We start from the raw sequence: 24,389 nt of genomic DNA, 5'->3' as shown, positions 1-24,389 counted from the left end.
ACTCAGCCCTTCCAGGCCCGCGCCACCAGGCCGTCCTTGACCTCGAAGTTCAGCCGTCCCACGCGGTACTCCATGGTGATGATCGCGCCCGGCGGCAGGGACCGCACGGTCGACCAGCCCCGGTCACGCGCGCGCTGCTCGGCCGCTCCGGCATCGAGGCCCACATACGAATCCGGGCTGTCCTGAGGTTCGGCGGGGGGTTTCGGAATGGGTGCCATGGCGCCACGCTAGGCCCCATTGAGCGGGCGCGGAAGTCGGATCCGTACACCGTGGGTCACTGATCCCTCCCGGGTCACACTTTTGTCACAGGATCACGACACGCGTTTCTGGTGCACTTCGTCACACGAACGGGCGCGCGCGTACGCCTTACGCAGGCATTCGAACGTAATTTCCGCGTGTCGCCCCGACTCCGGCGAAAAGCCCGGCGGAAAGTGCCGGGGTAACCGCCACGGATCCGCATTCCATTCCGATTCCGCGTGGGGCCCACGGGGGCTGACGTCGCACAGGAAATGCATGGCTCAGGCACAGAACCCCGGTACGCCCCCTGTCGCGGCGCGCGACGACGCGAGCATCATGACGTGAGCTCGCGGGCACTCGCGCGCCGCGGGCTGCAGCGGCCCGTGGCGCGACGAGCGAAGGGGCGAGCGAGCGTATGGGGACCGAGACCGTGCAGACGGCGATGCGGCCCACGCGGAGGAGGCCGCAGGGCCGGGTGATCGTCGACTGGCTGACGACCACCGACCACAAGAAGATCGGACATCTCTACCTGATCACGTCGTTCGCGTTCTTCCTCGTCGGCGGTCTGATGGCGCTGGTCATGCGCGCCGAACTCGCCCGGCCGGGGCTGCAGCTCATCGACAACCAGCAGTTCAACCAGCTGTTCACGATGCACGGCACGATCATGCTGCTGCTGTTCGCGACGCCGACCTTCGCGGGTTTCGCCAACGAGCTGATGCCGCTGCAGATCGGCGCCCCCGACGTCGCCTTCCCACGCCTGAACATGCTGTCGTACTGGCTGTTCCTGTTCGGTGGCCTCATCGTGCTGGGCTCGCTGCTGGTGCCTTCGGGGCCCGCGGCCTTCGGCTGGTTCGCCTACGCGCCGCTGAACAGCGCGGAACGCTCACCGGGCGTCGGACCCGACCTGTGGATCATGGGGCTCGCGCTGGCCGGCTTCGGCACGATCCTCGGCGCGGTCAATTTCATCACCACCATCATCGGGATGCGCGTCCCCGGCATGACGATGTTCCGGATGCCGATCTTCGTGTGGAACACGCTGTTCACGTCGATCCTCATCCTGATGGCGTTCCCGGTCCTGGCCGCGGCGCTGCTCTGTCTGGAGGCGGACCGGCGGTTCGGCTCGCAGATCTTCACGGCGGCGAACGGTGGCGCACTGCTGTGGCAGCACCTGTTCTGGTTCTTCGGCCATCCCGAGGTCTACATCATCGCGCTGCCGTTCTTCGGCATCATCACGGAGATCATTCCGGTCTTCAGCCGGAAGCCGATCTTCGGCTATCTGACGCTGATCGGCGCGACGATGGCGATCACCGGTCTGTCGGTGGTGGTGTGGGCACACCACATGTTCGCGACGGGCGCGGTGCTGCTGCCGTTCTTCTCCTTCATGAGCTTCCTGATCGCGGTGCCGACGGGCGTGAAGTTCTTCAACTGGACCGGGACCATGATCAAGGGCTCCCTGTCCTTCGAGACGCCGATGCTGTGGTCGGTGGGGTTCCTGGTGACGTTCCTCTTCGGCGGTCTGACCGGCGTGATCCTCGCCTCGCCGCCGATGGACTTCCATGTCACGGACACGTACTTCGTGGTCGCGCACTTCCACTACGTCGTGTTCGGCACGGTCGTCTTCGCGATCTTCGCCGGCTTCTACTTCTGGTGGCCCAAGTTCACCGGGAAGATGCTCGACGAGCGGCTCGGCAAGATCCACTTCTGGACGCTGTTCATCGGCTTCCACACCACGTTCCTGGTGATGCACTGGCTGGGCGCCGAGGGCATGCCGCGCCGCTACTCGGACTATCTCGCCGCCGACGGCTTCACGGCGCTCAACACCGTCTCGACGATCGGCTCGTTCCTCCTCGGCCTGTCGACGCTGCCGTTCCTCTACAACGTCTGGAAGACCGCCAAGTACGGCGTGCAGGTCGAGGTCGACGACCCCTGGGGCTACGGCCGCTCCCTGGAGTGGGCGACCTCCTGCCCGCCGCCCCGGCACAACTTCACCGCGCTGCCCCGGATCCGCTCGGAGTCCCCGGCGTTCGACCTGCACCATCCCGAGTACGCGGAGCTCGCTCCAGAGCGCGAGACAGCCGGTCCCGAGCGGTCCTGATCGTGTCGGTGAGCTCGACAGGCTCCAGCACCTCGAATTCGAAGCCCATCAGCATCACGTGAATGACCATCACGTCGAGACTCGCGGCCCCGGTGCGCAGGACACAGCTGTTCTCTCCCTCGGGCTCCAGCACCCCGGCCGACGGCGAGATCCGCTCGGCCGCCTCCGCCAGCGGCACCAGCAGCCGGACGACGGCGTGCGAGGCGTACGCGCGCGTGGAGACTCCTTGCGAGACATACGCGGCGAGGTCGTCGGCGGGCGGCTCGCGCGGGGTGAACCGCGGGCCGTGCGGCGGCTTCGGGGTGATGCGGTCGACGCGGAACGTACGCCAGTCGTCGCGGTCCAGGTCCCAGGCGACCAGGTACCAGCGGCGCTCGGTGCACACCAGGCGGTGCGGTTCGACGGTACGGCGGGTCACGGCTCCGTCGTGCGTGCGGTACTCGAAGCGCAGCCGCTCGGCGTCCCGGCACAGATGGGCCAGCTCGGTGAGGACGGCCGGATCGACGGCGGAGGGCTGGGGGCCGCGCAGCATCGGCACGGTGAACGCGTTCAGGGCGCCCACGCGGTGGCGCAGCCGGCTCGGCAGGACCTGTTCGAGCTTGGCGAGAGCCCGTACCGAGGTCTCGCCGATGCCCTCGATGCCCTGTCCGGCGGCCGTGCGCAGCCCGACGGCGACGGCCACCGCCTCGTCGTCGTCCAGGAGCAGCGGCGGCAGCTCGGCGCCCGCGCCCAGCTGATAGCCGCCGCCCGTGCCGGGGCTGGCGTTGACGGGATAGCCCAGCTCGCGCAGCCGGTCCACGTCCCGGCGCACGGTGCGCGGCGTGACGCCGAGCCGCTCGGCCAGGTCGGCGCCGGACCATTCGCGGTGGGCCTGGAGGAGCGAGAGCAGGCGCAGCAGTCGTGCCGAGGTCTCCAACATGGTGGTGAGTCTGCCAGCCCTTGCGGACAGAGACTGTCCGCAAGGACGTCATCGCTCGTACAAGCCCTCATTGCTCGTACGGCAGTTGCGGCACTTCGAAGCACGTGTCGTTCATGTCCCCCTGGGAGACCCAGCCTTTGCCGTCCTGCCAGCGGGCCACCGACACACAGGTCCTGCGGGTCTTGGGCGGCTCGGCCAGCCGCTCGAACCGGACCGGAACCAGCAGTCCGTCGGCGGTGTAGCCCTCGCTGCGGTTCATGAAGTCGTCGACGCACGCGCGCGTGACGCCCTCCTGGGCACAGGACCGTGCCGCCTCCGTGAACCACATGGCCGCGGCCCACCCCTCCAACTGCCACTGGGAGTGCGTCTTCAGCCCTTCAGTGGCGTCCCGGAACTCCCGTACGGCCTCATGGTCCGTGTCCTCGTAGTTCCGGCTGGATCCGGTCGCCCACAGGGCGTTGCGGCAGCGCGGCGAGTCCTTGTAGTCCTCGGGGACTGCGGACGTCCAGTTCTGTACGTTCGTGACCTTGGCGGTGACCTCGGCGCCGACGTCGTCCATCGCCTTGCACAGCTGGGCGTTGCCGTGTCCGTCCATCGCGTCGAAGACGAGGTCGGCGCCCTGCTCCTTGAGGTCGGCCGCCACGGCACGGAAGTTGGGCAGCGCGAAGTCGACCTGCTCGGTGACGACCTTGTAGCCCTCTGCCCTCAGTCCCCGCTCGACGAGCCGTGCGTAGGCGGCGGACGCGGCCTGGTTGTACGAGACGACGGCGGCCGTGCGGGCGCCGTGCTCGCGCTTGAAGTACCGGTAGACCTCGGTGCCGCCGTACTGCTCGCCGGCCCAGCCGGTCGTGCCGTCGCGTGGCGCGAGGCTGCCGTAGATGCCGTAGAGGTGCGGCCAGGTGTCGTAGGCGGCGCCGATGGGCTGGCCGCCGATGTCCGGCACGCGCGCGCGTGCGACACGGGAGGCGCCCGCGTAGTCGAGCGCGGTGGTGGCGACCAGGGCGACGACCTCGTCCTCCTCGATGAGTTGGTGCACGCACTCGTTGTTGCCGACCCCGCTGCCGCCGTCGTCGCACAGGCGCACCTCGACCGGGCGGCCGTCGATGCCCCCGCGCGCGTTGAGGCGCTCGAACCAGGCTTTGGCGCCGTCGCGCGGGCCGGTGAAGGCGTTGCCGCCGACGGGGCTGGTGACGCTGGTGATGATGCCGACGCGCAGCGGCGCACCGGCGGTCGCCGACGGGGTCGTACGGCCGTCGCTCTCGAAGTCGCTCTCCGGCAGGCGACTGCCGCAGGCCGTGCTCAGGGCCAGCAACAGCACCGCGGCGAGGGCCTCAGCAGCCCGGGAGGGCCGACGCCGAGGCATTGCCGCTCATGCTCACCAGCGCGCACAGGGTCTTGGCGGACACCTTCCAGGCGCCGTCCTGCTCGACCGCCGTTCCGGAGGCGCCGGGCAGTGCGGTGGCGCCCTTCAGCGTCAGGTCGTATGTCACGTTCGCCTCGGTCGGCGAGGTGAACTCGACCGCGGTGACCTTCGCCTCGACCTGCCCGCCACGTTCGTCGCCGCTGAAGGCCGCCAGCACGGGCGCCATCCGGTCGCCGTTCTCGAGGACGGACTGCTTGTCCTGGGTCGAGGTCGCCGGATCGAAGAACTTCTGCCAGTTCTGCTTGATCTCCTGCTCGGCCGCCGCCGTGTCGGCGGGCCCCGACGCGGCCGGACTCGTCGGCTGTTCGGTCTGCTCGACCGTCGGTGTCGGCGGTGTCTCGCCGCTGCCGCCGCCCTCGTCGTCGCTGCAGGCCGCGAGGGCCGGGGCGAGGAAGAGGAGCAGTGCTGCTGCGATCGCGGTGCCCCGTCCCGCGTTCCCCCGCCTGAGGTCGCTCCCGAGAACCATCTGGCTCACCACCGGGTGTCGGTCCGGGCCGTGCGCGCCCGGTGCTTTCAGGGTCAGCTTGCAGAAGGCATAGTGCAAGCGATCGGCTGACATGGACAGACTCACGACGTGTGGGAGCCAGAGATGCGGACAGCCCGACTGCGGACCGTGCACCCCGTCCTGTGGGCCGGCTGGGCGGCGCTCGCCGCGGGCGCGGTGCTGTGTGTGATCGGCTGGTACGGCATCTCGGGCGAGCGGTTCGCCGAGCGGCAGCTGCCCTATCTCGCGTCCTGCACGGTCCCCGGAGCCGCGTTGATCATCGCCGGAGCGGTGCTGCTGACGCATGGCCGCAACGCGCTCGCCGCCGCGCGCGTGGAGGAGCTGTACGGCCTGCTGGTCGCCGCGGAGCCCGACGGCACGGTGGACTCCGGGCAGGCGGCGGCCGCACCCCTCGCGGTCAGCGCGGATCTGCTGATGGTGCCGGGCGGCACGCTGTTCCATCGCGCGGACTGCCCGTTGGTCGCCGGGAAGGCGGAGTCGGTGCCGGTGGACGGGAAGCTGGTGGCGAGCGGCGAACTGGGCCCGTGCCCGATCTGTGAGCCCGCCGAAGCAGACGGCTGATGTCGTCCCTCACGTACGACCTCACGCTCGCCGGTCTGTCGGTCGGCAGCGCCGCCGCGCTCACCGGGATCGGCCTGATCGTGACGTACCGCGCGACCGGCGTGCTCAACTTCGCGCACGGGGCGATCGCCATGGTGTGCGCGTACGCGCTGCGGCAGTGCGTGGTCGAGTGGGGCTGGCCGCTGTGGCTGGGCGCGCTGGTGACGCTGGTGGTCCTGGCGCCGGGCCTGGGGGTGGTGCTGGAGCGTTTCGTCTTCCGCCCGCTGTCCGTGCTCGGCAGCGATCCGGCGCAGACGCTGGTGGCGTCGATCGGGGTCTTCGTGCTGCTGGTCGGCGGGGCGGCGCTGGTGTGGGGGCAGGGTGCGCGGGACGACGCTCCGGAGCTGGTGTCGGCGGATCCGTGGGGGCAGTTGGCGGTGGTGGCCGTACTGGCGACCGGCGTCGGTGCGGTGATCCGGTGGACGCGGTTCGGGCGGGAGCTCAGGGCGGTCGTGGACGACCGGCAGCTGGCCGTGCTCGGCGGGATCGACGCGGACCGGGTGGCGGCGGCCGGCTGGGCGTTCGGGTCGTTCACGGCGGGGCTGACGGGCGTGCTGCTGGCGCCGTACGTCCGGCTGGACCCGTACGGACTGCCGCTGCTCGTCATGGAGGTCGTCGCGGTCGCGGTGGCGGCGCGGATGCGGAGTCTGCCGGTCGCGGTCGTGACGGCGCTGGGCATCGGGGTGGCGCAGAGCCAGCTGACGCGGCTTCACCCCTCCGGATGGGGCGAACCGTTGCTCCAGGCCGTCGGCGCGAACCTCTTCGTGGTGGCCCTGCTGATCGCGGCCCTCGTCCTGCCCCGCGTCGGCACCCGGGACGCACTGCCGCGCACAGCCACCGCGCGCGTGCCGACCCCGCCGGGCGCCTGGATCGTGGCGGTGGTCCTGTTCCTGCTGCCGCTGGGCTTCGCGGGCTCGGACCTCCATACGTCGGTTCAGGTGCCGGCGCTGGGCGTGGTGCTGCTCTCCCTGGTGGTCGTCACGGGCCGCGGCGGCCAGATCTCGCTCGGCCAGGCGGCGTACGCGGGTCTGGGCGCCCTCTTCACCGCCCTGCTCGCGGCGGGCCGCTTCCCCGGCGTCCCCCGCCTGCCGGAACTGGCCGCGCTGGCGGTGGCGGTGCTCCTGGTCGCGCCCCTGGGCCTGCTCACCGGCTGGCCGGCGATCAGCCGCCAGGGCCTGGCGCTGGCGCTGGCGACCTTCGCGGTCGGCGTGGGCGTGAGCCGCTTCGTCTTCGCGCAGCCGTACGCCACGTCGGGCCTCTCGCTGGACCGCCCGGCGGGCTTCGACGGGGACCGCGCGTACTACGTCCTGGAGTTGGCCCTGCTGGCAGCCGCGCTCCTCGCGACGCACGCGCTGCGCAGGGGCCGTACGGGCAGAGCCCTCGCGGCCATGCGCGACCACGAATCGGGCGCGTCGGCGGCCGGCGTGAAGGTCCCGTCCCTCAAACTCCTGGCCTTCGTCTCCGGCGCCGCCCTGGCCGCCCTCGGCGGCGGCATGCTCGGCATGGGGCTCCGCGCCTTCGACCCCGGCGCCTACGACCCCGTCCGCGGCCTGCTCTGGTTCGCGGCGGTGGTCGTCCTGGGCGCCGACTCCACCCTGGGCGCACTGGCAGCAGCGGCCCTCCTGGTGGGCCTGGACGCGGGAGCGCGCGGCGGAGTGGCAGCGGCCCTCATCGGCGTACTGGCAGTCCTGGTCGGCCGCTTCCCCGGAGGCCCGTACGAGGCACTGCGAACGGCGACGCAGCGCCTGCGGCCATGGCGGAACGCGGGGCTGACGACGGCGGGCGTGCAACTACGAAGGCGCCTACGACGACGGGCACAAGGCCGCCCCCCTCACTGGGAACCGACGCCCGCGACGACCACCGACGACAAAGCCACGGCCACGACAACCGACACGAGGCTCCGCCAGGGTCCACCCACGGGCCACATCAGCGCCCAATCCCCGCAACGACCACCCACAACGACCGACCACACCGAGCCACCACCGCAACCACCCGCACCCGCCGACGGCGCTCCGCCCCCACCGGGGCCACTCGCACCCGCCGACGAAACTGTCACGGGTGGTGCGGGCGGGAACTCCAATCCGATCCTCACCACCCGCCACCTGCACGCCGACTACGGCGGCTTCACCGCGCTCGACGACATCGACCTAGACGTCCCCCGAGGCCGGATCACCGCCATCGTCGGCCCCAACGGCGCGGGCAAGAGCACCCTGTTCCACTGCCTCGCAGGCACCCTGCGCCCCGCACAAGGCCACGTACGGCTCGACGACCGGGACATCACCCGGCTGCCCGCACACGCCCGCACCCGGATCGGCATCGCACGGACGTTCCAGCAACTGGCCGTTTTCCCCTCGTTGACCGTGGCCGAAAACGTTCGCGTGGGCGCCGAGCAGGGCCGGATCGCCGATCACACGGCCGTAGAGCGGGCGCTGCGGCTGTTCGGTCTGGACGGGCCGGTCGGGGAGCTTCCCGCCGCGGGCCTGCCCACCGGCACCCTGCGCAGGGTGGAGCTGGCCCGAGCCCTCGCGGGCAGCCCGCGCGTGCTGCTGCTCGATGAGCCCGCCGCAGGGCTGGACACCGCCGAAGTGACCGCGCTGGCCCGCGTTCTGAAGGCCCTCGCCGCCGACGGCACCGCCCTGCTCGTCGTCGAGCACGACCTCGACCTGGTCGCCGACCTCGCCGACGTCGTCCACGTCATGGCGGCGGGCCGCATCGTCGCCTCCGGCCCGCCCGACCGCGTACTGGACACGCTGGAGGCGGCCGGCCGATGACCACCACGATCTCCCTGCGGCACGCGCGCGTGCGCTACGGCCCCCTGGAAGCCCTGCACGGCGTCACCCTCGCCGCCCCCGGCCCCGGCCTCACCGTCCTCCTTGGCCGCAACGGATCCGGCCGTACGACGGCCCTGCGCGCCCTGGCCGGAACCGTGCCCCTGTCCGGCGGCGCGGTGGTGTGGGACGGCGTCGACGTGACCCGGACACCGGCGTTCGAACGCGCCCGGCGCGGGCTGTGCATGGTCCCGGAACGGCAGGCGGTGTTCGGCTCCCTCACCGTCCGCGAGAACCTCGAACTGGCGGCGGCCGACGTCACCCCCGCCCTCGACGCCTACCCGCAGCTGACGCCCCTGCTGCCGCGCCGGGCCGGCACCCTCTCCGGAGGCGAGCAGCGGATGCTCGCGCTCTCCCGCGCCCTGCTGGCACGCGCGCGCGTGGTGCTCGTCGACGAACCCACGCAGGGCATGTCCGCCACGGTCGCGGCACGGACGTACGAACTGCTGGCCGCGCTCGACGCGTGCGTGGTCGTCGCCGAACAGCGGCTGCCGCCCGCCCCCTACGGCCGGGCGGCGCTCGGATACGAACTGCGCCGCGGCGCCGTCGTGTTCAGTGGCGAGGCGGGGGAACTTCAGCGGCGGGCAGCGGCGGACCGAACAGACCAGGGGCCGGGTCCGGCTCACGGTCCCCGTCCTCCGGGATGACCAGCAGTATGTCCACCTTCAGCTGGTCGGGACGGCGTCCGAGCCGCTTCTTGTTGGCCTTGTGGAGCGCCTTCCAGCCGCCCTTGACGCCGTATCTGCGGGCGATCGACGTCAGCGTGTCGCCGCGCTGCACGAAATGCATCCGGCCCTTGAGCCCGTATCTCTTGGAGCAGACGGGCCAGGCCCCCCAGCCCTGCACGGCCACCACCTTCCGGGCTACGGCGATCTGCTCCTCGCGCGAGGCGAGATCCGCGCGCGGGGCGTACTTCAGGCCGCCGAATTCCTCCCAGGTGGGCTGCCCGAACTGCAGCCCTCCGTAGAAGCCGTTGCCGGAGTTGACGTTCCAGCGCCCGCTGCTCTCGCAATGGGCGAGGCAGCCCCAGGGCCACTTGCCCTTGCCGCAGTCGCGGGGCCCGAGCAGCGTGTCGAGCAGCGGAACGGGGGCCGGCCGCGGCGGCATCTCGTGCGCGGCGGACGACGTGACGGTGGCGAGCATCGCCGCCACGGCGAACGTAGTCAGTTTGGTGTACTTGGTGATCATCGGCTCACGCTAAGCAGTGCGCCGCGTACGGCCGCCGCGGCGCGTCCGGTGCGCCTAGGCGCCCCACCCGGTCGGCCGCACCGGACGGGGCCCCGTGCCCGCAGCAGCGGGGACGGCTCAGATGTCGAGGCGCTGTCCGGGGACGATCACATCGGGATCACTGCCGATAATGTCCTTGTTGGCGGCGTGGATCTGCTGCCAGGTGGTCCCGTACCGGGCGGCGATGCCGCTCAGGGTGTCGCCCTGGCGGACCGTGTGGTCGCCGCGGGACGCGCTGCGGTCGGGGTGGGCGGAAGAGCGTTCCGGCGCCTTCGGCGGAGCCGCCTTCGTCGTGGGCGAGCCGGTCGCGGGAGCCGCGGGTGCGCTCCCGTACGCCCCGGCCCGTGCCGAGCAGGTCGGCCAGGCGCCCCAACCCTGGCCGCGCTGGACCTTGGTGGCCACCGCGATCTGCTGCTCCCTGGAGGCCTGGTCGGCCGTCGGCGCGTAGGCCGTGCCGCCGTACGCGCGCCAGGTGGAGGCGGCGAACTGCAGTCCGCCGTAGTAGCCGTTACCGGTGTTGATGTGCCAGTTGCCGCCGCTCTCGCACTGGGCGATGCGGTCCCAGACCCCGCCGTCCGCCGCCGCGGCGTTGCCGCTCGCGGCCAGCAGTCCGAGGGGGGCGAGCAGAGCGGCCCCGGCGAGGACCGCCGTCGTACGTGTCGTACTCGTCTTGCGGACGTTGTCGCGGTTGGTATCGGCACAATCGGACATGGACATCCCTCTCCACGGACCCGGGATCCCCCAAGGCCGGGCGCACGTCCCGCGATTGGTCGCGGTCGGCGCGCTCAGCCCCGTCCGCCGGAGGCTGTACGACGAGCTGGCTTGGTGCGGCCGGCGGACGTTCCCGAGCGGTGCTCGTTGCACACGGCGGAGGAATGTACGGACGACGGTGGGCCGGCATCAACCAACTCCTTGTCATTCCAGGCCAGTTCACCGTTACCTCGGGTATCGACGATTTCCGGACACCCACTTCATTCGTGAATTTCGGCATTTGTCGACCAAGCCCCCAGATGACCTGTGACCCACATCACCGATCCAACATCCTTGGGTTCCCGAGTACTTGACAGGGAGTATCCGATTCCGGACGCAATGTGACCTACCGCATCGGACGGTTCGACTCCGTTCGTCTTGGGGCGTGACTCCCGCCACAGAACGCCCGTTGTCTCTTCATGAGCCCGGGACCCGCCCGGTCCCGATACGCACCACATCCGAGGGAGCCACCCGTGCCGCGCATGCTCGACGTCAGCGACGACGTACGCGCCGAGATCGGCGACGATGAAGCCGACCGGCTGCTCGCCGGAGAGAACGCCCCTGGCAGTTACGACTGCACGTCCTGCCGCACCCCGGGCGACTCCGAACAGGAGCGCACCAGCACCGTCCTGTTCATCGGCGACGAGACCGCCGTCCTCGCCTTCGCCCACGCCACCTGCCTGCCCTCGCAGGTCGTCCAGGTCACCGAGGAGCAACTGCGGGGCGCGGTGCGTTCCATCAGCGGCGACACCGTGGACCTGGAGCCCGACAAGATCGTCCCCGAGCAGGCGGTGCTCGGTGTGACCAGCGGACTCGTCCTGATCGCCGGTGAGTTGCACCCGGCGCTGGTCGTCGAGCCGACCGCGCCCATCGTGCGGCCCGGTGCGGTCGGCGCCGGCGACGATTTTCTGCCGTTGCTCATCGAGCAGGGGTTCATGCCGCTGACGGCGATCGAGTCGGTGCCGTCGGTGTTGCACGGCTGGTCGGTGCTGTTGGCGATGGGGCAGTTGCATGCGGTACTCCAACCGGGGCCGGGGTCCTCTGGGCAGCCGGTCGCGTGGTGGCAGGCGCATCAGCCGTTGCAGGTGACCGATGGGTGGCGGACCGCCGCGAACAAGCATCAGCAGGTGTTGATGTTCGCGGCGCCTGTGGGGGCGATCGGGCGGCAGCCGCGGGAGGATCTGTTGCGGGATGCGTTGGATAAGGCGGCCGCTAATGGGAAGTTGGTGGCGGCGGCGTTGCCTCTTGCGGGGACGTGAGCTTTGCCTACTGTCCGGGGGCCTGCTGTTGAGTGGCTGCTGCGGGTTCGTTGCGGCTTGTCGCGCAGTTCCCCGCGCCCCTGTCGGGGCGTTATGCGCGCCCCTAATGCATCAGTGACCTGCGATGTCGGGCTCTTCAGCCGCATCTCTTCCCGTCTGGTGTCGTTTGGACATACGTGCACGCATACGACGTTCCCCGCCGCCCGTCCTTCTCGTCGATTCCGGCCGCTCGGGCGGCTGCGGAGAGTTCGGGTGGGGCATCGGCCACGCCGATCTACGACGAGCTCTACGCCGAGTACGTCAAGTCCTTCCGTACGTTGCCGGGTGACCGCAGGGGCGAGGAGGAGTTCGGGTTTGTCGCGTTCGGGTATCTCGACCACGGCGGATCCGGTCCGGGTTCGTGCAGCAGCTCGTACGGCGCCTACAGCATGGGGGCGTACAGCACCCGGCACGGCGGCGGGCAGCAGTCGCAGTGGCAGCGGGTCGGGCAGCTCCGGCCGCAGGGTGCGGGCATGCAGCATGTGCCGGCGCTGCCGCCGGGGCCGCGGCGCGGCAACTGAGGTGTGAAGCGGAAAGGGCGGCCCCGGTCGGGGCCGCCCTTTCGCTGTCTACTTCTTCTTGCCGCGCTTCTCGCGCACCCGCACGGAGATATGGATCGGCGTCCCCTCGAAGCCAAACTCCTCGCGCAGCCGGCGTTCGATGAAGCGCCGGTAGCCCGCCTCGATGAAGCCGGAGGCGAAGAGCACGAACCGCGGGGGCTTGGTGCCGGCCTGGGTGCCGAAGAGGATGCGGGGCTGCTTGCCGCCACGGATGGGGTGCGGGTGGGCGGCGACCAGTTCGCCGAGGAAGGCGTTGAGGCGTCCGGTCGGGACGCGGGTCTCCCAGCCGTCGAGGGCCGTCTCGATCGCGGGGACCAGCTTCTCCATGTGGCGGCCGGTGCGCGCGGAGACGTTCACCCGCGGCGCCCACGCCACCTGGCCGAGCTCGGTCTCGATCTCCCGCTCCAGGTAGTAGCGGCGCTCCTCGTCGAGGGTGTCCCACTTGTTGAAGGCCAGGACGATCGCACGTCCGGCGTCGACGGCCATGGTCACGATCCGCTGGTCCTGCACCGAGATGCTCTCGGAGGCGTCGATGAGGATCACCGCCACCTCGGCCTTCTCGACGGCGGCCGCGGTGCGCAGCGAGGCGTAGTAGTCGGCGCCCTGCTGGAGGTGGACGCGCTTGCGGATACCGGCCGTGTCGACGAACTTCCAGGTGACACCGCCGAGTTCGATCAGCTCGTCGACCGGGTCGCGGGTGGTGCCCGCGACCTCGTTGACGACGACGCGCTCCTCGTTCGCCACCTTGTTCAGCAGCGAGGACTTGCCCACGTTCGGGCGGCCGATGAGGGCGATGCGGCGCGGGCCGCCGACCCCCGTGCCGAAGGTCTGCGCGGGCGCCTCGGGCAGCGCCTCCAGGACCTGGTCCAGCATGTCGCCGGTACCGCGGCCGTGCAGCGCGGAGACCGGGTACGGCTCGCCGAGACCGAGCGACCACAGGTACGCCGCGTCGGCCTCGCCGCTCGGCCCGTCCACCTTGTTGGCGGCGAGCACGACGGGCTTGCCGGCCTTGCGCAGCAGTCGTACGACCGCCTCGTCGGTGTCGGTGGCGCCGACCTTGGCGTCGACGACGAAGACGACGGCGTCAGCGGCCTCGATGGCGTACTCGGCCTGCGCGGCCACGGAGGCGTCGATGCCGAGGACGTCCTGCTCCCAGCCGCCGGTGTCGACGACCTTGAAGCGGCGGCCCGCCCACTCGGCCTCGTAGGTGACACGGTCGCGGGTGACGCCGGGCTTGTCCTCGACGACGGCTTCGCGGCGGCCGATGATGCGGTTCACCAGAGTCGACTTGCCGACGTTCGGCCGGCCGACGACGGCGAGCACCGGCAGCGGGCCGTGGCCGGCCGCCTCGATCGCGCCCTCCACGTCCTCGAGGTCGAAGCCCTCCTCGACGGCGAGCTCCATGAACTCCGCGTACTCGGCGTCGCCAAGTGCTCCGTGCTCGTGCTCCTCGCCCGAGCCGTCGGAGTGGATCTGGTCGTTCATGAAGTCCGTACCTCGTTCAGTGTGGTGATCGGTGGAACCCCCGATCTCGGGTGATCCACTACTTGAGTGTCGCTCAGCGCCCGGTCAGGCGCCTGGCGTTTTCCAGGTGCGCGGTGAGCTGCTTCTGGATGCGTTCGGTGGCCTCGTCGAGCGCCTTGCGCGTACGCCGTCCGCTGCCGTCGCCCGCCTCGAAGGGGTCGCCGAAGACGACGTCGATGCGGGAGCGCAGCGCGGGCAGCGCCTTTATCAACCGTCCGGGCCGCTCGGTGCTTCCCAGGACGGCGACGGGAACGATCGGGGCGCCGCTGCGCACCGCGAAGTACGCGAGCCCGGATCGCAGCGCGGCGAAGTCGCCCTCGCCCCGGGTGCCCTCCGGGAAGATGCCGAGCACACCGCCGGCCGCCAGCACGTCCAGCGCCTGGGTGATGGCCGTGCGGTCGGCGATCGAGCGGTCCACCTCCAGCTGGCCGACGGCCCGCATGAAGGGGGCGAGCGGGCCGATGAACGCTTCCTTCTTCACCAGGAAGTGCGAGGCCCGCGGCGCCACGCCGATGACCATCGGGCCGTCGATGTTGTGCGAGTGGTTGACGGCGAGGATCACCGGGCCGGTCGCGGGGACCCGCCAGCCGCCCAGGACGCGCGGCTTCCACAGCCCGTACATCAGGCCGACGCCGATACGCCGCCCGACCTCCGCGCCCCGCTCCGTCGGTGCCGTCACTTCGCTGCTCGCTTCTCCTCGACGAGGGTGACGACGCACTCGATGACCTGCTGGAGCGTGAGGTCGGAGGTGTCCACCTCGACCGCGTCGTCGGCCTTCGCGAGCGGCGAGGTCTTGCGGCTGGAGTCGGCCGCGTCCCGCTTCAGCAGCGCCTCACGGGTCGAGTGGACGTCCGACCCCTTGAGCTCACCGCTGCGGCGGGCGGCACGCGCCTCCGGGGAGGCGGTGAGGAAGATCTTCAGGTCGGCGTCGGGCAGCACCGTCGTACCGATGTCGCGGCCCTCGACGACGATGCCCCGTGCGGCGGAGGCCGCGACCGAGCGCTGCAGCTCGGTGATCCGCGCCCGCACCTCGGGCACCGCGCTGACCGCGCTGACCTTGGAGGTGATCTCCTGGGTGCGGATCGGCCCGGCGACATCCGTGCCGTCGACCGTGATCGTCGGGTTGTCCGGGTCGGTACCGGAGACGATCTCCGGCTTTCCGGCCGCGGCGGCGATCTCCGACGGGTCGTCGGTGTCGATCCCGTTGGTCACCATCCACCAGGTGATCGCCCGGTACTGGGCGCCGGTGTCCAGGTAGCTCAGGCCGAGCTGCGCGGCCACGGCCTTGGACGTGCTCGACTTGCCCGTGCCGGAGGGGCCGTCGATGGCGACAATCACGGCCGGGGCGGTCGGGGCGGCGCCGTTTTCCACGGATGGACACCTTCCTGGTGCGGTGCGGTGGGAGTGTGCGGGGCGCGATCGTGCCCCGCACAAGGTTACTGGGTTCGGGTCACTCGTCCGGCCCACGGTGCGCTCTGCGGGTTGTGCCGAGGGTGCGCCGCGGGGCCTGGGCTGTCTGTCGTCTGCGGCTGCGTCGTGGCTTGTCGCGCAGTTCCCCGCGCCCGTGACGGGGCGCTGCAGAACCGCATCCGACTTACTGACGGATCGCCCAGCCCCGTTCCCGCAGCGCCGCCGTCAGTACGGGGGCCGCCTGCGGCTGCACCATCAGCTGCATGAGACCGGCCTGCTGCCCGGTCGCGTGCTCGATCCGTACGTCCTCGATGTTGACCCCGGCCCGTCCCGCGTCGGCGAAGATGCGGGCCAGCTGTCCGGGCTGGTCGTCGATGAGGACGACCACGACCTCGTACACCTGCGGCGCGGCGCCGTGCTTGCCGGGGACCCGGACCTGGCCGGCGTTGCCCCGGCGCAGGACGTCCTCGATGCCGGCGGTGCCCTCGCGGCGCTTGGCGTCGTCGGAGGACTGCAGGGCGCGCAGGGCGCGGACCGTCTCGTCGAGGTCGGCGGAGACGTCCGCGAGGAGGTCGGCGACCGGACCCGGGTTCGCGGAGAGGATGTCGATCCACATGCCGGGGTCGGACGCGGCGATCCGGGTCACATCGCGGATGCCCTGCCCACACAGCCGTACGGCCGCCTCGTCGGCGTTCTCCAGACGCGCGGCGACCATGCTGGAGACCAGGTGGGGCATGTGGGAGACCAGGGCGACGGCGCGGTCGTGGGCGTCGGCGTCCATGACGACCGGCACGGCGCGGCAGTGCGAGACCAGCTCCAGGGCGAGGTTCAGCACCTCGGTGTCGGTGTCCCGGGTCGGCGTGAGCACCCAGGGGCGGCCCTCGAAGAGGTCGCCGGTCGCGGCCAGCGGGCCGGACTTCTCACGGCCGGACATGGGGTGGGTGCCGATGTACGGCGACAGGTTGAGACCGAGCGCTTCCAGCTCGCGGCGTGGGCCGCCCTTGACGCTGGCCACGTCGAGGTAGCCGCGGGCCACGCCCCGGCGCATGGCGTCGGCGAGCACGCCGGCCACATGGGCGGGCGGGGCGGCGACGATCGCGAGGTCGACGGGGCCCTCGGGCACCTCGTCCGAGCCGGCGCCGAGCGCGGCCGCCGTACGGGCCTGCTCCGGATCGTGGTCGGCGAGGTGGACGACGACACCCCGCTTGGCCAGGGCCAGGGCGGCGGAGGTGCCGATGAGGCCGGTGCCGATGACGAGTGCGGTCCTCACTGGGCGATGTCCTTGCGCAGGGCGCCCGCGGCGCCGAGGTAGACGTGCGCGATGTCGGCGCGGGGCTTGTCGGACTCGATGTGCGCGAGGACACGGACGACTCGCGGCATGGCGCCCTGGATGTCCAGTTCCTGCGCGCAGATCAGCGGTACGTCGACGATGCCGAGCTTGCGGGCGGCGGCGGCCGGGAAGTCGCAGTGCAGGTCGGGCGTGGCCGTGAACCAGATGCTGATCAGGTCGTCCGCGGTGAGGTCGTTCCGCTCCAGGACGGCGGTAAGCAGGGCTCCGACCTGCTCGTCCATGTGGCCAGCCTCGTCCACCTCGAGTTGGACGGCGCCTCGGACCGCTCGTACCGCCACGGCTTGGCTCCTTGCTGATGTACGGATCGTTGGTCCGTCCAGCCTAGTCAGCCCGGGTCGCGCGGGTGCGCCGCGCCCGCCCGCTGAGACGTGGGCACCAGACCCTGACAATGTCACGTGAACGTCCCCATTTCGCTACTTGCGGTCACAACACCCCTGTGCGCCTCTGGACGCCGGCCGTCGGGTCCGCTCTCATGGGGCGGGAAGCCCGCCTCGGGGGAGGCCCGTCATGAAGCGTTCCGGACCACTGTTCACTCTGCTCGCGGGACTGGTGCTCGGCTTCTTCATGCTGTCGCTCAACGCGACGACGGGGTCGAAGAGCGCCTCGTCCTCGTACACGGAGGAGTCCCCTTCGCCGAAGGCCTCCCCGGCGCCCACGAAGACGACCGCGTCCCCCTCCCCCACACCGTCCCGGACGCCCGTGCCCGATGCCGACTACACGGGCCGCACGACGGACGACTCCGCCTCCGTCGCCGTCTCCCTGCGTGACGGCAAGGCGGTCGCGTATTTCTGCGACGGCCGCGACAAGGAGTCGTGGCTGAAGGGCGACGTCGAGGACGACGGCACCATGCGGCTCACCGGCAAGAACGGCGCGAAGCTGAACGGCACCCTGGAGGGCAAGCAGATCAGCGGCACCGTCGACATCGACGGCGGGCACTACGACTTCACCGCCGACCGGGCCAAGAAGCCGGACGGGCTGTACCGGGCGACCGGCAGGGCGGGCGGCACCGACGTCGACGGCGGCTGGATCGTACGGCAGGGCGGCACGCAGCAGGTCGGCATCCTCAACCGCGACGGAGAGCCCTCCCCCGCACCACGGATCGACCCGGAGACCGGTGCGGTGACGGTCGACGGAGAGCAGCTCACGGCCCGGCCTGTCACCCCCTGATCCCGGCCTGTCACCCCCTGATCCCCTGCTCCCGGGAGTCGAGCATGACCGTCGACCCGAACGCCGCCACCCAGGACTTTCCCTCGCCCGATCCCGGCCACGGCCGCCCGCACCCGGCCCGCTATCTGGTGCCGGCGCTGGTCGCCGCCGCGGTGGCGGTCGGCCTGGGGGTGTACGGCAAGGTCCACGACCCGGCGGGGATCGCCTTCAATCTCGCCGGTTTCAGCAGCACGGGGGCGGTGAAGTCGTGGCTGGCGACGGCGGCGATCTTCTTCGCGCTCGTCCAGGTCGTCTCGGCGCTGATGGTGTACGGCAGGCTGCCGGGCCCCGGCTGGTCGTCGGCGCTGCACCGCTGGTCGGGGCGGGTGGCGTTTTTGGTGTCGGTTCCGGTTGCGGTGCACTGCCTGTATGCGCTGGGCTATCAGACGTACGAAACGAGGGTTTTGTGGCACTCCCTCCTGGGTTGCTTCTTCTTCGGTGCTTTCAGTGCCAAGATGCTGCTGCTCCGTTCGGAGCGCCTCCCCAACTGGCTGCTGCCGATCGTCGGCGGGCTTGTCCTCACCGTCCTGACGATCGTCTGGCTGACCTCCGCCCTCTGGTTCTTCCGCACCTTCGGAGTGACGACATGACCCCTGACCCGACCCGGCGCACGGTGCTCCTCGCCACGGGCGCGGCGGCGCTTCTCGTGGGCTGCAGTGAGTACGGCGACGACGGGGGCGACTCCTCCGAGGAGAACGCCTCCCCCGGTCAGGAGCTGGCGAAGACGTCCGACATCCCGGTCGGCGGCGGCACGATCTTCAAGGACGAGAAGGTCGTCGTGACCCAGCCCAAGGAAGGCGACTTCAAGGCCTTCTCGAACATCTGCACCCACCAGCAGTGCCCGGTGGCGAGCGTCTCGGGTGGCACCATCAACTGCTCCTGCCACGGCAGCAAGTTCAGCATCGAGGACGGCTCGGTGCAGAATCCCCCGGCGACGAAGGCGCTGCCCGAGAAGCAGCTCACCGTGGACGGAAATTCGATCCGCCTGGCGTGAACCGCCGCGTACGCTGCCGGGCATGCAGCCCGAGGCCCTGGTGCGCGACCACACGATCTACTCCTGCGTGATGGGTTCGCGCGCCTTCGGCCTGGCCACGGACGGCAGCGACACCGACCGCCGTGGCGTGTTCGTGGCCCCCACTGCCCTGTTCTGGCGCTTCGAGAAGCCGCCGACGCATGTGGACGGGCCGGCCGAGGAGCAGTTCAGCTGGGAGCTGGAGCGCTTCTGCGAGCTGGCCCTGCGCGCCAATCCGAACGTCCTGGAGTGCCTGCACTCCCCGCTCGTGGAGTACGCCGACGACACGGGCCGCGAGCTGATCGCCCTGCGCGGCGCGTTCCTCTCCCGCCAGGCCCACGAGACCTTCGCCCGGTACGCCCTGGGCCAGCGCCACAAGCTCGAAGCCGACGTCCGCAATCACGGCGCCCCGCGCTGGAAGCACGCCATGCATCTGCTGCGCCTGCTGATGAGCGTCCGCGACCTGCTGCGCACGGGCGAGCTCACGATCGACGTCGGCGACGGCCGCGAACCACTGCTGGCGGTGAAACGCGGTGAGGTCCCCTGGCCCGAGGTCGAGTCCTGGATGACCCGCCTGGCGACCGAGACGGACGAGGCGTACCGGCACAGCCCACTGCCCGCCGAACCGGACCGCCGGCGCGTCGAGGACTTCCTCATCCGCGTCCGCCGTACGTCAGCCCTCCAGCCGGATCCGTACGACGAGCTCGTGCAGGGCGTCGTACACGGCCGGAGCATCGGGCAGGACTGACCCTGCCTGCGCCTCGTCCAGCACACCATGCAGCCGCTCGATGTCGCCCTGCACGCGCGCGTGCAGGGCGGCATCGGCCACCCCGTGCTCCTGTTCCGCCTTCGCCGTGATCAGCTCCGGCACGTAGGCCGGTGCCTCGGCGATCTCCCCGAGGAGCGTGGGCAGATGAGCCTGCACCTCGCCGCTGCGCATCAGCTGGATGCCGGTGAGCAGCACACGGAACGTGTAGAGCAGCGGCTTGAGTTCGCCGGTCTTCTCGAACAGCCGCCACTGCGTCACCGCACGTTGACATCAGCCGCTCCGCGGCGGGCCCGGTAGTGGTGGGCGTGGTGGCTGGTGAGGACGCCGGGGGCGAGGGAGGCGAGTTCGCGGTGGGCGTCGGTGGTGTGCACGACGAGCGGCGAGAGGAGCTGCTTCAGCGCTCCCGCAGTCCGACCAGATCGGCGGCCGGGAGCAGGTGCACGCCCCGTAGGTCCACGTCCGAGTCGCGGGACGGGAAGCCGTACAGGTGCGCGCCGGAGACGGTGGCGAACAGCAGCGGGTCGGGCTGTTCGGCCACCACGGGTGTCAGGTCGATGTCCAGGGCGTCGATCATGGGTCAAGCGTCCCAGAGGGCCCCGAGGGTCAGCAGGTCGCCTCGGTACTCGATGCGGTCGGCCCATTCCGTGGGCCATGCGTCGGCGCCGAGGTATGCCCCGGCGAACGCGCCCGCGAGGCAGGCGATGGAGTCCGAGTCGCCGGAGGAACAGGCGGCGCGGCGCAGGGCGGTCAGGGGTTCGTCGACGAAGAGCAGGAAGCACAACAGCCCAGTCGCCAGGGCTTCTTCGGCGATCCAGCCCGCACCGGTGGCCAGGCACGGGTCGGTCTCGGGCGACACGGTCCGTACGGCGTCCTGGAGGCGGTCGAGCATCGCCAGGCACTCGTCCCAGCCGCGCCCGATGAACTGCTCGGCCGTCGGGTCCTGGCCGCGCGTCCACAGGTCGCCGAGCCAGCGGTGGTGGTACGTGGAGCGGTGCTCCAAGGCGTACGAGCGCAGCAGCCCGACCAGTCCGGTCGGCTCGGCGCCCTGCGCCAGCAGTCGTACGGCGTGCGCGGTGAGGTCGGACGCGGCCAGCGCCGTCGGGTGGCCGTGGGTGAGTGCGGACTGCAACTGGGCGGCGCCCGCGCGCTGTTCGTCGCTGAGGCCGACGATGAGACCGAGGGGCGCCACGCGCATGTTGGCGCCGCAGCCCTTGGAGTCGATCTGGCTGGCCTGCTGCCAAGGGCGGTCGCCCTCCAGCAGGACACACGCCCGGATGCAGGTGTTGCCGGGCGCCCGGTTGTTCTCCGGGGAGCGGTTCCAGGCGATGAACTCCTGCCGCACCGACTCGGCCATCGCCGACGGCTCCAGCACTCCCCGGTCCATCGCCGTCCGCAACCCCTTCCCCAACGCCAGCGTCATCTGCGTGTCGTCCGTGACGATCGCGGGCTTCGGCAGCCCCATCTCCCGCCAGGGGCCGAACTTGGCGAGGATCGACGGCACGTCGTCGAACTCGGTGGGAAAGCCGAGCGCGTCACCGAGGGCGAGTCCGGTGAGGGCTCCGGTGGCGGCGCGCTTGGCGACGGTGGTGGCGGTCATACGGGGCGTCCTTCCCGGGACGGTCGGAGGAGGGGCGGATGCAGGGCGGTGGCGGTGCCCGCGCGGTACAGCGCGGCCGGTTTGCCGCGGCCACCGGTCAAGCGGGCGGCGCCGGGGACGGGTTCGACGAAGCCCGGCGTGGCGAGCACCTTGCGCCGGAAGTTGGGCCGGTCCAGCGCGGTGCCCCACACGGCCTCGTAGACCTGCCGCAGCTCGCCGAGGGTGAACTCGGGCGGGCAGAAGGCGGTGGCGAGGCAGGTGTACTCGAGCTTGGCGCCGACGCGGTCCTGTGCGTCGGCCAGGATGCGGTCGTGATCGAAGGCGAGGGGCTGTGCCCTGTCGCATTCCACCCAGCGCGCCTGCGCCGCGTCGCTGCCCGCATGCGCCTCCGGTGCGTTCGGCAGCAGCGCCGCGAACGCCACGGAGACGACCCGCATCCGGGGATCGCGGTCGGGCTCGCTGTAGGTCCGCAGCTGCTCCAGATGCAGCCCGGAGACGTCCACCAGACCGGTCTCCTCGGCGAGTTCACGCCGGGCCGCCGTCTCCGCCGACTCGTCGGGCTGTACGAAGCCGCCGGGCAGCGCCCACTGTCCGGCGTACGGCTCCTGCCCGCGCTCGACGAGCAGCACATGCAGTGCGCCCGCGCGCAGGGTCAGGACGGCGAGGTCGACGGTGACGGCGAAGGGTTCGTGCGCGTACTTGTCGTAGCCGGTCGGCACGGTCACGTCCGCTCGCCCCCTTTATGGTCAGCGCAACTAATAGTCACCACGACTATAAAGGGGGCGACGGGACCGCACAACCCCCTCAACTGGCCCCGCGCGACGGCGCGAACGCCGCGGCCGCCGTACGTCGGACCGGGCTCACCCCCCAAAGGAATCGCGGCGCCCGAGGAACGCCAGCAGCCGTGCTTCCGGCCGCGCGGACATGGGCACGGCGAGCTGCGCGGCGAACCGCACTCCCCGGTCCTCGTCCGCCACGACATGCCGGGCGACGGGCAGCAGATCGAGCGCGAGCAGGCCCGGAATGTGCCGTGGCCGCCCGCAGGCCTGGGCCACGTCCCAGCCGTGCACGGCGATCTCGACGGCACCCACGGCCGCCATCACCCGCACGTCCAGCGGCCGTTCGCCGACCAGGACCGGGTCGCCGGGACCGGACGCCGCCCAGGCGCCGAGCACCGCGCACGCGCGCGTGCGGACACCGCACGCCGGGTCGGCTCCGGGACGCGTGGGCACCAGCGCTATCCGCCCGCCGGTCAGCCCCTCGTGCAGCGCGTCCAGCGAGTCACCGAGATGCCCGAGCAGACCCTCCAGGTCCCACTCCCCACACGGCGTCCGACGCCCCAGCGCCGCCCGCTCCACCCCGGCCACGCACCCCAGCGCGTAGGCGAGCGAACGCTCCAACAGCTCACCGGAGTTCATGAGATCACCTCAGGCAACCCGAAGCGGCCGAAGAGTTCGCGGAGTTCCGGATCGATGAAGACGGTCATCCGCGCGACCGCGCCGTCCGACACCGTGAGCACCTGCAGGGAGTGCGCCCGGTGGACGCCGTCGGCCAGCGCCTCCATGTCGGCGTTCTCGAAGGCGGCCACGTACCGGTCGAGCACCTCCCGGTCGGCCACGCCCTCCGGCTCCACGACGAGGTCGACGAGCGCGAGCCGCAGAGTGCCGCGCGCGGCGACGACGGTCGCGGGGTCGATGAGCGCATCCGGCAGCGACTGCAGCCCCGGAACGTCCGTCACAGGCGCCCTCAGCGGCTCCTCAGGCGCCTCTGATGGCGCCCCGAGCCCGCGGGGCAGCGGACGGCGCGTACGGCTCTCCAGCGCCGTCAGACACGTCTCCTGCACCACGCGGTCCGTCGTCGTCGCAGCCATACCGCTCCCTCCGTCACCGGTACAGACCGCGGGGAGCGCCAAAACGAATCGGCCGGCCCGGAAGAAAATCCGGGACCGGCCGTCACGTGCCGCTTCTAGAGATCGACTTCTAGAGATCGACTTCGTTCATCAGCATCCCGACCTCGGTGTTCGACAGCCGTCGCAGCCAGCCCGACTTCTGGTCGCCCAGGGTGATCGGGCCGAAGGCCACGCGCACCAGCTTGTCGACCGGGAAGCCGGCCTCCGCGAGCATGCGGCGCACGATGTGCTTGCGCCCCTCGTGGAGAGTGACCTCCACGAGGTAGTTCTTGCCGGTCTGCTGGACGACCCGGAAGTGGTCCGCGCGCGCGTAGCCGTCCTCCAGCTGGATGCCGTCCTTGAGCTGCTTGCCCAGGTCACGCGGGATCGGGCCGACGATGTGCGCGAGGTAGACCTTCTTCACGCCGTACTTGGGGTGGGTCAGCCGGTGCGCCAGCTCGCCGTGGTTGGTGAGCAGGATGACGCCCTCGGTCTCGGTGTCGAGCCGTCCGACGTGGAAGAGCCGCGTCTCGCGGTTCGTCACGTAGTCACCGAGGCACTGACGCCCCTCGTTGTCCTCCATCGTCGAGACGACACCGGCGGGCTTGTTCAGCGAGAAGAACTGGTACGACTGCGTGGCGACGGTCAGCCCGTCGACCTTGACCTCGTCCTTCTCCGGGTCGACCCGCTTGCCCTGCTCCAGGACGATCTCGCCGTTGACCTCGACCCGCGCCTGCTCGATGAGCTCCTCGCAGGCACGCCGGGAGCCGTAGCCCGCGCGCGCGAGGATCTTCTGCAGCCGCTCGCCCTCCTGCTCGGCGCCCGGGAAGGTCTTGGGCGGCTTGACGTCCTTCTTGCCCGCGTACCGCTCGCGGTTGCGCTCCTCGGCCCGCGCGTCGTACTCACGGGACGTGGCCGGAGCCCAGCGCCCCCGCCCGGAGCCCTGGCCCTGCTTGGGTCCGCCCTTGGCGCCCCCGCGCGCGGAGCTGCCGCGCCCGGACTTCGGGCCCTCATGGCTCCCGCCGGGGCCCACGTCGTAACGGCGCTCCTCGGGGCGGGGCTTGCTGGGACGGCCCTGACCCTGGCCCTGCCCCTGCTTCTGGTCCCTGTTGTTGCCGGCACCGCGGTTGTTACCCCGCCCGCCGGTCCCGCCACTCTTGCCGCTGCCGCTGCTTCGCATCAAAGTTCCG

At 71.2% G+C, this 24,389-nt stretch carries 26 protein-coding genes and 1 pseudogene; 10 read left to right on the top strand and 17 right to left on the bottom strand.

Annotation, left to right across the window (positions count from 1 at the left end; translation table 11 throughout):
* Window positions 1-2: 2 nt before the first annotated feature.
* Window positions 3-218, bottom strand: coding sequence for an I78 family peptidase inhibitor (locus KCH48_RS15805; protein WP_210574655.1), 216 nt, complete (start codon window positions 216-218; stop codon window positions 3-5).
* Window positions 219-652: 434 nt separating this feature from the next.
* On the opposite strand from KCH48_RS15805, the gene ctaD reads away from it, so the two are divergent.
* Entirely contained in the window at window positions 653-2,332 is a 1,680-nt protein-coding gene (ctaD, locus tag KCH48_RS15800) for a cytochrome c oxidase subunit I (RefSeq protein ID WP_210574654.1), read from the top strand.
* Here the strand turns inward: ctaD and KCH48_RS15795 are convergent.
* The 3 genes from KCH48_RS15795 to KCH48_RS15785 form a co-directional block, all read right to left on the bottom strand.
* On the bottom strand, window positions 2,223-3,251 hold the full coding sequence (locus KCH48_RS15795) for a YafY family protein (RefSeq protein WP_210574652.1): 1,029 nt from the start codon (window positions 3,249-3,251) through the stop codon (window positions 2,223-2,225). The two genes, ctaD and KCH48_RS15795, sit on opposite strands and share 110 nt — an antisense overlap.
* Window positions 3,252-3,318: 67 nt before the next feature.
* A complete protein-coding gene (locus KCH48_RS15790; protein ID WP_210574650.1) occupies window positions 3,319-4,614 on the bottom strand; it encodes an ABC transporter substrate-binding protein in 1,296 nt (431 codons plus the stop codon).
* Entirely contained in the window at window positions 4,583-5,140 is a 558-nt protein-coding gene (locus tag KCH48_RS15785) for a hypothetical protein (RefSeq protein WP_210574648.1), read from the bottom strand. The genes KCH48_RS15790 and KCH48_RS15785 overlap by 32 nt, the downstream gene beginning before the upstream one ends.
* A 123-nt stretch (window positions 5,141-5,263) precedes the next feature.
* Between KCH48_RS15785 and KCH48_RS15780 the strand changes: the two genes are divergently transcribed.
* From KCH48_RS15780 to KCH48_RS15770, 3 genes are read left to right on the top strand one after another with little or no spacing between them, the layout of a single operon-like run.
* Window positions 5,264-5,740 carry a hypothetical protein gene (locus KCH48_RS15780; RefSeq protein WP_210574646.1) on the top strand — a complete coding sequence of 159 codons (477 nt, stop codon included), beginning with the start codon at window positions 5,264-5,266 and terminating at the stop codon, window positions 5,738-5,740.
* Window positions 5,740-8,550: an ATP-binding cassette domain-containing protein gene (locus tag KCH48_RS15775; RefSeq protein ID WP_210574644.1), complete on the top strand. Its 2,811-nt coding sequence runs from the start codon at window positions 5,740-5,742 to the stop codon at window positions 8,548-8,550. The genes KCH48_RS15780 and KCH48_RS15775 overlap by 1 nt, the downstream gene beginning before the upstream one ends.
* Entirely contained in the window at window positions 8,547-9,254 is a 708-nt protein-coding gene (locus tag KCH48_RS15770) for an ATP-binding cassette domain-containing protein (protein ID WP_210574643.1), read from the top strand. The genes KCH48_RS15775 and KCH48_RS15770 overlap by 4 nt, the downstream gene beginning before the upstream one ends.
* Here the strand turns inward: KCH48_RS15770 and KCH48_RS15765 are convergent.
* Both KCH48_RS15765 and KCH48_RS15760 read right to left on the bottom strand, forming a co-directional pair.
* Entirely contained in the window at window positions 9,160-9,795 is a 636-nt protein-coding gene (locus KCH48_RS15765) for a transglycosylase family protein (RefSeq protein ID WP_282615143.1), read from the bottom strand. The two genes, KCH48_RS15770 and KCH48_RS15765, sit on opposite strands and share 95 nt — an antisense overlap.
* Window positions 9,796-9,912: 117 nt before the next feature.
* A complete protein-coding gene (locus KCH48_RS15760) occupies window positions 9,913-10,545 on the bottom strand; it encodes a transglycosylase family protein (protein WP_210574641.1) in 633 nt (210 codons plus the stop codon).
* Between the two features lie 512 nt (window positions 10,546-11,057).
* Between KCH48_RS15760 and KCH48_RS15755 the strand changes: the two genes are divergently transcribed.
* The gene (locus KCH48_RS15755; protein WP_210574638.1) at window positions 11,058-11,843 is read left to right on the top strand and encodes a hypothetical protein; all 786 of its coding nucleotides are present in this window, start codon (window positions 11,058-11,060) and stop codon (window positions 11,841-11,843) included.
* Between the two features lie 176 nt (window positions 11,844-12,019).
* Window positions 12,020-12,403, top strand: a complete 384-nt coding sequence (locus KCH48_RS15750) for a hypothetical protein (RefSeq protein ID WP_210574636.1) — start codon at window positions 12,020-12,022, stop codon at window positions 12,401-12,403.
* Between the two features lie 48 nt (window positions 12,404-12,451).
* Here the strand turns inward: KCH48_RS15750 and der are convergent, their stop codons facing one another.
* The 5 genes from der to aroH form a co-directional block, all read right to left on the bottom strand.
* Window positions 12,452-13,927 carry a ribosome biogenesis GTPase Der gene (gene der, locus KCH48_RS15745; protein ID WP_210574635.1) on the bottom strand — a complete coding sequence of 492 codons (1,476 nt, stop codon included), beginning with the start codon at window positions 13,925-13,927 and terminating at the stop codon, window positions 12,452-12,454.
* Between the two features lie 73 nt (window positions 13,928-14,000).
* Window positions 14,001-14,588 (bottom strand): 1-acyl-sn-glycerol-3-phosphate acyltransferase, encoded by a 588-nt coding sequence (locus tag KCH48_RS15740; RefSeq protein ID WP_210575039.1) that lies wholly within the window; start codon window positions 14,586-14,588, stop codon window positions 14,001-14,003.
* Between the two features lie 53 nt (window positions 14,589-14,641).
* Window positions 14,642-15,337 (bottom strand): (d)CMP kinase, encoded by a 696-nt coding sequence (gene cmk, locus KCH48_RS15735; protein ID WP_210574633.1) that lies wholly within the window; start codon window positions 15,335-15,337, stop codon window positions 14,642-14,644.
* Window positions 15,338-15,560: 223 nt separating this feature from the next.
* Window positions 15,561-16,646 carry a prephenate dehydrogenase gene (locus KCH48_RS15730; RefSeq protein WP_210574631.1) on the bottom strand — a complete coding sequence of 362 codons (1,086 nt, stop codon included), beginning with the start codon at window positions 16,644-16,646 and terminating at the stop codon, window positions 15,561-15,563.
* Window positions 16,643-17,005, bottom strand: coding sequence for a chorismate mutase (aroH, locus tag KCH48_RS15725; protein WP_210574629.1), 363 nt, complete (start codon window positions 17,003-17,005; stop codon window positions 16,643-16,645). Before aroH ends, KCH48_RS15730 begins: the two co-directional genes overlap by 4 nt.
* Before the next feature lie 229 nt (window positions 17,006-17,234).
* On the opposite strand from aroH, the gene KCH48_RS15720 reads away from it, so the two are divergent.
* The 4 genes from KCH48_RS15720 to KCH48_RS15705 are packed head-to-tail and all read left to right on the top strand — an operon-like array spanning window position 17,235 to window position 19,693.
* Entirely contained in the window at window positions 17,235-17,894 is a 660-nt protein-coding gene (locus tag KCH48_RS15720; RefSeq protein ID WP_210574628.1) for a hypothetical protein, read from the top strand.
* Between the two features lie 44 nt (window positions 17,895-17,938).
* A complete protein-coding gene (locus KCH48_RS15715; RefSeq protein WP_210574627.1) occupies window positions 17,939-18,523 on the top strand; it encodes a DUF6529 family protein in 585 nt (194 codons plus the stop codon).
* Window positions 18,520-18,927, top strand: a complete 408-nt coding sequence (locus tag KCH48_RS15710) for a Rieske (2Fe-2S) protein (RefSeq protein WP_210574626.1) — start codon at window positions 18,520-18,522, stop codon at window positions 18,925-18,927. The genes KCH48_RS15715 and KCH48_RS15710 overlap by 4 nt, the downstream gene beginning before the upstream one ends.
* 22 nt (window positions 18,928-18,949) lie before the next feature.
* Window positions 18,950-19,693: a DNA polymerase beta superfamily protein gene (locus KCH48_RS15705; protein WP_210574625.1), complete on the top strand. Its 744-nt coding sequence runs from the start codon at window positions 18,950-18,952 to the stop codon at window positions 19,691-19,693.
* On the opposite strand, the pseudogene KCH48_RS15700 reads toward KCH48_RS15705, so the two are convergent.
* The 6 genes and pseudogenes from KCH48_RS15700 to KCH48_RS15675 all read right to left on the bottom strand — a co-directional run bounded on the left by KCH48_RS15700 (window position 19,619) and on the right by KCH48_RS15675 (window position 24,379).
* Window positions 19,619-20,288, bottom strand: a pseudogene (locus KCH48_RS15700) (DNA polymerase beta superfamily protein). The gene KCH48_RS15705 and the pseudogene KCH48_RS15700 overlap by 75 nt on opposite strands.
* Before the next feature lie 3 nt (window positions 20,289-20,291).
* Window positions 20,292-21,311, bottom strand: coding sequence for an ADP-ribosylglycohydrolase family protein (locus KCH48_RS15695; protein WP_210574624.1), 1,020 nt, complete (start codon window positions 21,309-21,311; stop codon window positions 20,292-20,294).
* Window positions 21,308-22,036 (bottom strand): NUDIX domain-containing protein, encoded by a 729-nt coding sequence (locus KCH48_RS15690; protein ID WP_210574623.1) that lies wholly within the window; start codon window positions 22,034-22,036, stop codon window positions 21,308-21,310. The genes KCH48_RS15695 and KCH48_RS15690 overlap by 4 nt, the downstream gene beginning before the upstream one ends.
* Before the next feature lie 135 nt (window positions 22,037-22,171).
* Window positions 22,172-22,729 carry a TIGR03086 family metal-binding protein gene (locus KCH48_RS15685; protein WP_210574622.1) on the bottom strand — a complete coding sequence of 186 codons (558 nt, stop codon included), beginning with the start codon at window positions 22,727-22,729 and terminating at the stop codon, window positions 22,172-22,174.
* Entirely contained in the window at window positions 22,726-23,181 is a 456-nt protein-coding gene (locus KCH48_RS15680) for a hypothetical protein (RefSeq protein WP_210574621.1), read from the bottom strand. Before KCH48_RS15680 ends, KCH48_RS15685 begins: the two co-directional genes overlap by 4 nt.
* A gap of 109 nt (window positions 23,182-23,290) precedes the next feature.
* The gene (locus KCH48_RS15675) at window positions 23,291-24,379 is read right to left on the bottom strand and encodes a pseudouridine synthase (protein WP_210574620.1); all 1,089 of its coding nucleotides are present in this window, start codon (window positions 24,377-24,379) and stop codon (window positions 23,291-23,293) included.
* Window positions 24,380-24,389: the final 10 nt, after the last annotated feature.

It is taken from the genome of Streptomyces sp. GESEQ-4 (assembly GCF_017948455.1).
Classification (GTDB): Bacteria; Actinomycetota; Actinomycetes; order Streptomycetales; family Streptomycetaceae; genus Streptomyces.
The sequence above is the reverse complement of the archived record's forward strand: the minus strand, read 5'-3'. Positions and strand labels throughout refer to the sequence as shown.